The sequence below is a fragment of the Romboutsia sp. 13368 genome (assembly GCF_018336475.1).
GTDB lineage: Bacteria > Bacillota > Clostridia > Peptostreptococcales > Peptostreptococcaceae > Romboutsia.
In genome coordinates, this window is sequence record NZ_CP048741.1 from 93,534 (window position 1) to 102,754 (window position 9,221).

General features: G+C 28.2%; 5 protein-coding genes. 4 read left to right on the plus strand and 1 reads right to left on the minus strand.

Annotated features, from left to right (window positions below; translation table 11 throughout):
- Positions 1–364: 364 nt before the first annotated feature.
- The 4 genes from uvrB (at position 365) to hprK (ending at position 8,272) form a co-directional block, all read left to right on the plus strand.
- Positions 365–2,335, plus strand: coding sequence for an excinuclease ABC subunit UvrB (gene uvrB, locus G3997_RS00485; RefSeq protein WP_296646375.1), 1,971 nt, complete (start codon positions 365–367; stop codon positions 2,333–2,335).
- Entirely contained in the window at positions 2,336–5,161 is a 2,826-nt protein-coding gene (gene uvrA, locus G3997_RS00490; RefSeq protein WP_296646378.1) for an excinuclease ABC subunit UvrA, read from the plus strand.
- 358 nt (positions 5,162–5,519) lie between these two features.
- On the plus strand, positions 5,520–7,334 hold the full coding sequence (gene uvrC / locus G3997_RS00495) for an excinuclease ABC subunit UvrC (protein WP_296646383.1): 1,815 nt from the start codon (positions 5,520–5,522) through the stop codon (positions 7,332–7,334).
- Positions 7,335–7,342: 8 nt separating this feature from the next.
- Positions 7,343–8,272: an HPr(Ser) kinase/phosphatase gene (gene hprK, locus G3997_RS00500; RefSeq protein ID WP_296646387.1), complete on the plus strand. Its 930-nt coding sequence runs from the start codon at positions 7,343–7,345 to the stop codon at positions 8,270–8,272.
- Between the two features lie 228 nt (positions 8,273–8,500).
- Here the strand turns inward: hprK and G3997_RS00505 are convergent, their stop codons facing one another.
- Positions 8,501–9,001 (minus strand): NADH-quinone oxidoreductase subunit NuoE family protein, encoded by a 501-nt coding sequence (locus G3997_RS00505; protein WP_296646391.1) that lies wholly within the window; start codon positions 8,999–9,001, stop codon positions 8,501–8,503.
- Between the last annotated feature and the right edge of the window lie 220 nt (positions 9,002–9,221).

Below are 9,221 nucleotides of genomic sequence, written 5' to 3' on the forward strand. Positions count from 1 at the left end.
CATTATATATATTATAAGAACAATTATGTATGAGTAATAATAGATGAATGTTTAAATAATTATTGGTATAAGAGAAAATAATTTTTAAAATAATGTATATAACTATGGAGATTGGGGATAATTATAATGTAAAACTTAATAATAATTACTCAATCTCCCCCCATTTTGGAAGACCTCTATTTAATAGAGGTCTTTTATTTTTTTGTATAATTAAATTATATCTTNNTTCAAAGTTATTTATATTGGGTAAAATATGTAAAAATATTAAAAATCTAATTTAAAATAAGAGAATTAATATTAATATAGTTAATTTTATAATAGGATTATATTTATTAAGATAGGTTGAAATAAAGGAGTGAGATATTTGGATTTTGAATTAAAATCAGAGTTTAAGCCAACGGGAGACCAGCCACAAGCTATAAAGTCTATAGTAAGTGCTATAAATAATAATGAAAAATATTCAACATTATTAGGAGTTACAGGGTCAGGTAAAACATTTACAATGGCAAATATAATTCAAGAAGTAAAAATGCCAACTTTAATACTTGCTCATAATAAAACCTTAGCGGCTCAACTTTACAGTGAATTTAAAGAGTTTTTTCCTGATAATGCAGTAGAATACTTTGTAAGTTATTATGACTATTATCAGCCAGAGGCATATGTAGCACATAGTGATACATATATAGAAAAAGATGCAAGTATAAATGATGAAATAGATAAATTACGCCATTCAGCAACTGCTGCAATATTAGAGAGAGATGATGTAATAATAATATCTTCTGTATCATGTATATATGGTTTAGGGGATCCAGAAGATTATAGAAAACTTATGCTATCATTAAGACCAGGAATGGAAAGAGATAGAGATGATATTATAAAGAAGTTAATTGAAATACAGTACGAAAGAAATGATATTAACTTCACACGTGGAACATTTAGAGTAAGAGGAGATATATTAGAAATATTCCCAGCTAGTAATGATGAAAGAGCTATAAGAATTGAATTTTTTGGTGATGAAATAGATAGAATAACTGAAATAGATTATGTTACTGGAAAAATTGTAGGAACTAGAAATCATGTTGTTATATTCCCTGCATCACACTATGTAACGACGCCAGAAAGAATTGAAACTGCTGTTGTAGAAATAGAAAAAGAGTTAGATGATAGAGTAAAGTCATTTAAAGATGATGACAAACTATTAGAAGCACAAAGAATAGAACAAAGAACTAAATATGATATAGAAATGCTTAAAGAAATAGGATTTTGCCAAGGTATAGAAAATTATTCTAGACATATAACTGGGAGAAAACCAGGAGAAAAGCCATATACATTGATGGACTTTTTCCCAGATGATTACTTAATAATAGTAGATGAATCACATGTAACAATTCCTCAAGTTAGAGGAATGTATGCTGGAGATAGATCAAGAAAAACATCACTTATAGATAATGGATTTAGATTACCTTCTGCTTATGATAATAGACCATTAAATTTTGATGAATTTGAAGAGAATATTAATCAAATACTATTTGTAACAGCCACACCAGGGCCATATGAATTAGAACATTCTACAACTATAGCAGAACAAATAATAAGACCTACAGGACTACTTGACCCTATTGTTGAAGTTAGACCTATAAATAACCAAATAGATGATTTAGTAGTAGAAATAAATAAGATTATAGAAAAGAATGAAAGAGTTTTAATAACTACTCTTACTAAAAAAATGAGTGAGGATTTAACTAACTATTTAAAAGAAATAGGAATTAAGGTTAAGTATTTACATTCAGATATAGATACTTTAGAAAGAGTAGAAATAATAAGAGATTTAAGACTTGGAAAGTTTGATGTATTAGTAGGGATAAACTTACTTAGAGAAGGTCTAGATATACCAGAGGTTTCTTTAGTTGCTATACTTGATGCAGATAAAGAAGGTTTTTTACGTTCGGAAACATCTTTAATACAAACAATAGGTAGAGCAGCGAGAAACTCAGAAGGTAAGGTTATAATGTATGCTGATAAGATAACTAGATCAATGGAAAATGCTATATCTGAAACAAAGAGAAGAAGAGAAATACAGATGTTATATAATGAAGAACATAATATAACACCTACAACTATCAAGAAAAAAGTAAGAGATGCTATAGAGGCTACTGTAGTAGCAGATGAAGAAACTATTTATGGAATAAAAGAGACAGATAATATAGATGAAATCAAAGAAAATATAGCAGCACTTCAAGCTGAAATGATGGAAGCAGCACAAAACTTACAGTTTGAAAGAGCAGCAGAACTTAGGGATAAAATAAAACAACTTGAGGAAAGGATAAATAGTTAGATGGAAGATAAAATTATAATAAAAGGTGCCAAAGAGCACAATCTAAAAAATGTAGACTTAGAACTTCCAAGAAATAAATTTATAGTATTTACCGGATTATCAGGTTCTGGTAAGTCTTCACTAGCATTTGACACTATATATGCAGAAGGTCAAAGAAGATATGTAGAGAGTTTATCTGCATATGCTAGACAGTTTTTAGGTCAGATGGAGAAACCAAATGTGGAATATATAGAAGGATTGTCTCCAGCAATATCAATAGACCAAAAAACTACATCTAAAAACCCGCGTTCAACAGTAGGTACTGTTACAGAAATATATGACTACTTAAGATTATTATTTGCTAGAGTAGGAGAAGTACACTGTGCTATCTGTGGTGAAAAAATAAGTCAAATGACTATACAAGAGATAGTAGATAAAATGATGGATTTTCCAGAAAGAACAAAGTTACAGATACTATCACCTGTAGTTAGGGGACAAAAGGGTACTCATAAGAAATTAATTGAAAATATAAAAAAAGAAGGCTTTGTTAGAATAAGAGTAAATGGTGAAAATCACGAAGTTACTGATGATATAGATTTAAGTAAAAATAAAAAACATAATATAGAAGTTGTTGTAGATAGAATAATAATAAAAGATGGTATAGAATCTAGACTTACAGACTCTATAGAAACTGCCGTAAAGTTATCTGATGGACTTGTTATAGCTCAAATAATAGATGGAGAAGAAATACTTTATTCAACTAAATTTGCATGTCCTGAACATGGAATAGGAATAGAAGAATTATCACCAAGAATGTTCTCGTTCAATGCGCCATTTGGAGCTTGTGAAACATGTAATGGACTTGGAGAAAGTAAAGAAGTAGACCCTGATTTAGTAATTCCAAATAAAGAATTATCTATAAAACAAGGTGCAATAGCTGCATGGGGTTCAGTAGGAGTAAATGATGATACCTATTATAGTAAGATGGTACAAAGCTTAGCTGAAAAGTTTAATGTATCTATAGAAACTCCATTCAAAGATTTACCAGAGGATTTTGTACAAGAGTTACTTTATGGAATTAATAACACTATTGTACAGTTTGTATATGAATCAAAATATGGTGGAAGAAGAGAATATCAGGCCTATTATGAAGGTGTTATACCTAACTTAGAAAGAAGATATAATGAAACTAGCTCTGAATATACTAGAGATAAAATTGAAGAATATATGTCAGAAACTCCTTGTCCAAAGTGTAAAGGAGCAAGACTAAAAAGAGAAGTATTATCAGTTTTAGTTGATGGCAAAAATATAATGGATGTTACAGATTTTTCTGTTAATGAACTTATAGAATATATAGAAAATATAAAATTAAACGAAAAACAAAAGTTTATAGCTCATGAAATTTTAAAAGAGATAAAAGGAAGAGCAATTTTCTTAAGAGATGTTGGATTAGATTACTTAAACTTATCAAGAAAAGCAGGGACATTATCAGGAGGAGAAGCTCAGCGTATAAGACTTGCTACTCAGATTGGTTCTGCTCTTGTTGGAGTTTTATATGTGCTTGATGAACCGAGTATAGGACTTCATCAAAGAGATAACGATAGACTTATAAAAACATTAAGACACTTAACGGATATTGGAAATACTCTTATAGTTGTAGAACATGATGAAGATACAATGAGAGAATGTGATTATATAGTTGATATTGGACCAGGTGCAGGAATACATGGTGGAAATATAGTAGCTGAAGGAACTTTAAATGAAATACTAGATAATGAAGATTCTATAACAGGTCAATATTTAAGTGGTAAAAAGGAAATACAGATACCAGAAATAACTAGAGAAGGAAATGGAAACTTTATAGAAGTAGTTAAAGCAAAAGAAAATAACTTAAAAAATATAAATGTAAAATTCCCTTTAGGTAAATTTACTTGTATAACTGGGGTATCAGGCTCAGGAAAGAGTACATTAATAAATGATATATTATATAAAGGTATAGCAAGTAAAATAAATAGACTTAGAGATAGGCCAGGAAAGCATAAAGAAATAAAAGGTATAGAAAATATAGATAAAATAATAAATATAGACCAAAGCCCAATAGGAAGAACACCTCGTTCTAATCCTGCTACTTATACTGGTGTATTTGATATGATAAGAGATTTATTTGCATCAACTAATGAAGCTAAAGCTAGAGGATATCAAAAGGGTAGATTTAGCTTTAATATAAAAGGTGGTAGATGTGAAGCTTGTAAGGGTGATGGAATAATAAAAATAGAAATGCACTTCTTACCAGATGTTTACGTACCTTGTGAGGTATGTAAAGGCGAAAGATATAATAGAGAAACATTACAAGTTAAATATAAAGACAAAACTATAGCTGATGTATTAGATATGAATGTAGAAGAAGCTCTTAAATTCTTTGAAAATATACCTAATATAAAAAGAAAGCTAGAAACATTAATGGACGTTGGACTTTCATATATTAAGTTAGGACAACCATCTACTCAGTTATCTGGTGGAGAAGCACAAAGAATAAAACTTGCTACAGAGCTTAGCAAAAGATCTACAGGAAAGACATTATATATATTAGATGAACCAACAACAGGTCTTCATATGGCAGATGTAGATAAACTAATTCAAGTTCTTCAAAGACTAGCTGATACAGGAAATACTATAGTAGTTATAGAACATAATTTAGATGTAATAAAAACTTGTGATTATATAATTGACTTAGGTCCAGAAGGTGGAGATAAAGGTGGTAAAATAGTTGCTACAGGAACACCAAGAGAAGTTTCTAAAGTAGAAGGTTCTTATACTGGAATGTTTTTAAAAAAATATTTTAAATAGACAAAAGCCATATCTAATTTATAGATATGGCTTTACTTTTATTCAGCTTTTGCTTCATTACTTTTTAATTAGCTATAAATCTATATGAAGATGGTCAAATAGATGTAGTAGGATTAAATTCTGACTATGTTGATAAATATAAAGATAGTAAAGAATTCCATACTAGTGGAGATGGATCAGTATTTATATTACAAGTAAATGGTGGAAACAATAATAAATAATTAAGTAAAAATGAGTAACTAACATATTAAAAAATGAGTTATTAAAATTAAATAAAAAATATTGAGTATATGATTAATTTTAAATACAACTAGATATGGGTAAAATAAACAATACTTATATATTGGAGGTAAAATAATTGTTTGACATACAAGAACATTTAAAACAACTACCAGATGACCCTGGTGTTTATTTAATGAAAGATAAATTTGATAATATCATATATGTTGGAAAGGCAAAAGTATTAAAGAATAGAGTTAGACAATACTTTCAATCTTCCAAAAATCATTCATCTAAAGTAAAATCTATGGTTAAAAATATAGAAAAGTTTGAATACATAATTACTGATTCTGAATTAGAAGCTTTAATATTAGAATGTAACTTAATTAAAAAATATAAACCAAAGTACAATGTTTTATTAAGAGATGATAAAACATATCCATATATAAAGGTCACAACTAATGAAGACTTTCCTAGGGTATTAAAGGTTAGAAAAGTTATAAAAGATAAAGCTAGATATTTTGGACCTTATACTAATACAACTGCAGTTAATGATACATTAGAGATACTAAAAAATACATATCCAATAAGAACATGTAATATAGATATAGATAAGGCTATAAAAAATAAAATGAGACCTTGCTTAAATATGCATATAAAAAGGTGTGTAGGACCTTGTACTGGAGAGATAAGTAAGGAAGAATATAATAAAATGATAGAAGAAATAATATTATTTTTATCAGGTAAAGAAGAGAAATTAATAGATATATTAAAAGAAAAAATGAATAAATGTGCAATGGATTTTAATTTCGAAGAGGCAGCAATATATAGAGATAAGATAAAAAGCTTAGAAGATATGATGGAAAAACAAAAAATTGATTCATCTGCATCAGATTTAAATCAAGATGTTATTGCAATGGCTAGAGCATATGATGAAGCTTGTGTTCAAGTATTCTTTGTTAGAAATGGTAAGATAGTAGGTAGAGAACATTTTATACTTGAGGGTGTTATGGATAGCAATAGAGAATCTATACTAGGCTCATTTGTTAAACAGTTCTATATGGAACAAGAATATATACCTAAAGAAATAATAATAGAAGATGAAATAGAAGATAGTTTTATATTAGAAGAGTGGTTATCAACTAAAAAAGGTCAGAAGGTAACTATAAGAGTTCCTCAAAAAGGTGAGAAGAAAAGTTTAATTGAAATGGTACGTAAAAATGCAATGGAGTATTTAGAAAAGTTCTCTGATATGAATAAAAGAAAATATGAAAAGAGTATTGGAGCGTTAGAAGAGTTAAAGCAAATTCTTAACTTAGAAGATATACCTAAGAGAATAGAATCTTTTGATATATCAAATATTCAAGGTGTTGATTCTATCGGTTCCATGGTTGTTTTCACAAATGGAAAAAAAGATAAAAAAGAGTATAGACGATATAAAATAAAAACTGTTATAGGACCTAATGACTATGATTCGATGGCTGAAATAGTTGAGAGAAGATTAAAATATGGGGATTTTCCAGATTTAATGTTATTAGATGGAGGAAAAGGACAAGTTAGTGCTGTAAAAAAGGTTCTAGATAAGTATAATGTAGAAATACCTCTTTGGGGGATGTATAAAGACGATAAACATAGAACTAAAGGACTTATTTCCCAGGAAAAAGAGATAGAGCTAGATAAAACTTCTAATTTGTATAGATTTGTCGCAAGTATTCAAGAAGAAGTTCATAATTATGCTATAACATATCATAGAAGCCTTAGAAATAAATCTTTGACAAAATCTGAATTAGATGATATACAAGGAATAGGGGAAAAAAGAAAAAAAGCACTATTAAATCATTTTAAAGATATAGAAGCTATAAAAAAAGCAACCTTTGAAGAATTATTAGAAGTAGAAGGTATGAATAAAGCTTCTAGTGAAAGTGTTTATAATTATTTTAGAAAGGGAGATTAAGGTATTACATGAATTCAAATGAAAGAGTATCAATAAGAGATATAGTAAGAGATTTAAATTTAAATATAGTATATATGCCTGAGAATAAAGATTACTATGTTTACTCTCAAGATATAAACAGACCAGGATTACAATTTGCAGGGTATTTTGAGGATTTTGCTTATGAAAGAATACAAATCGTTGGTAAAACAGAGTATAACTATTTTAGTTATATAGATGATGAAAAAAGAAGAGAAGTACTAGATAAATTTTTCGCACATGAAATACCTGTATTAATAGTATCAAGAGATTTAGAGGTTAAACCTGATGTTATAGAGTTTGCAAAAAAATATGATAGAATAATTTTAAGTACCAAAAGAAATACAACGAGACTTATAAATAGATTATCAAACTATCTAGATAATAAACTAGCTCCTCAAACTACAATACATGGAGTTTTAGTTGATATATATGGAATTGGAGTACTTATAAAAGGAGAAAGTAGTATAGGAAAATCTGAAACTGCTTTAGAATTAGTTCAAAGAGGACATAGACTTGTTGCTGATGATGCTGTTGAAATAAAGAAATTAGATGATAGCTTACTAGTAGGTCAAGCTCCAGAATTATTAAGGCACTTCATGGAGATAAGAGGATTAGGTATAATTGATATTAAGAGTTTATACGGAGTAGGAGCTACTAAAACATCTAAAATGATAGATTTAGTAATCCATCTAGAAGGTTGGGACGAAAATAAATACTATGATAGATTAGGTCTAGATAAAGAGTATGAACAAATACTAGGTGTTAATGTAGAAAAGCTTGTAGTTCCAGTTAAGCCAGGTAGAAATACAGCTATGGTTTTAGAAGTTGCAGCTATGAACTATAGACAAAGAGGAATGGGATATGACTCTGCACAAGAGTTTACTAAAAAACTATCTAGATTAATAGATAAGAAATAATCACATAGCCAACTGATATATTTGCTTAAAATTCACGTTGATTAAATTACAGTGTGGGCAAAATATAAAATTATATAATAAATAAAGTAAGCCTCTAAATGGATAATTTTTTCTCATATGAAGAATAGGTTTTAATTTATCAGCAAAATCTTTTAATTCATTAAATGACTTTATTTTTTTCATTATTTATCCCCCATTATTAACCTAAATATCTACTAAAAATTCAATTTAAACAGTAAGAGACTCTAAAGATTTATAATAATCTAAAACTTCGCTAACTTGTTCTACCTTGAATTGACCATATACCTTTCCATTTACAACAACAACTGGTGCAAGACCACATGCTCCAACGCATCTTAATCCATCTAATGAGAATAAAAGGTCTTTTGTTGTTTGTCCAGCTTTTATACCAAGTTGTTTTTCAAATTCAGCTAAAATTTTATCTGCTCCCTTAACGAAACAAACTGTACCTAGGCACACACTTATTTTATATCTTCCTCTAGGTTCAGTTGTGAAGTAAGAATAAAAACTTACAACACCATAAACTTTAGAAGGAGCAACGTTTAATTGTTCTGCTATATAAAGTTGAACTTCCTTAGGAAGATATCCAAATAATCCTTGTGCATGATGTAGTACTTGAATTAAAGAACCTTCTTTAGTTTCAAGTGAGTCAATAAAAGTATCTAGCTGTTCAAATAAGTGTTTGTTACGTGAATAGAAATCACACATACAAAACCTCCTTTAATTTCAAAATAAATTTTAATATCTATTTATTAAAATAAAATTATATTTAAATTTTATGAATATAACTTTATTTTAATACTAAATATTCAACACTAAAAAATGAAAAAATAAGATATGCTTAGATAAAGTGAATATAATTGTGATTACATTTTAAAATATAGTTTTGCTTTTAAATATATTATAATCTATAAAATATATAAAAGTG

Coding starts and splice junctions, on each gene's coding strand:
- uvrA (WP_296646378.1), top strand. CDS start 2,336: ATGGAAGATAAAATTATAATAAAAGGTGCCAAAGAGCACAATCTAAAA.
- hprK (WP_296646387.1), top strand. CDS start 7,343: ATGAATTCAAATGAAAGAGTATCAATAAGAGATATAGTAAGAGATTTA.
- G3997_RS00505 (WP_296646391.1), bottom strand. CDS start 9,001: ATGTGTGATTTCTATTCACGTAACAAACACTTATTTGAACAGCTAGAT.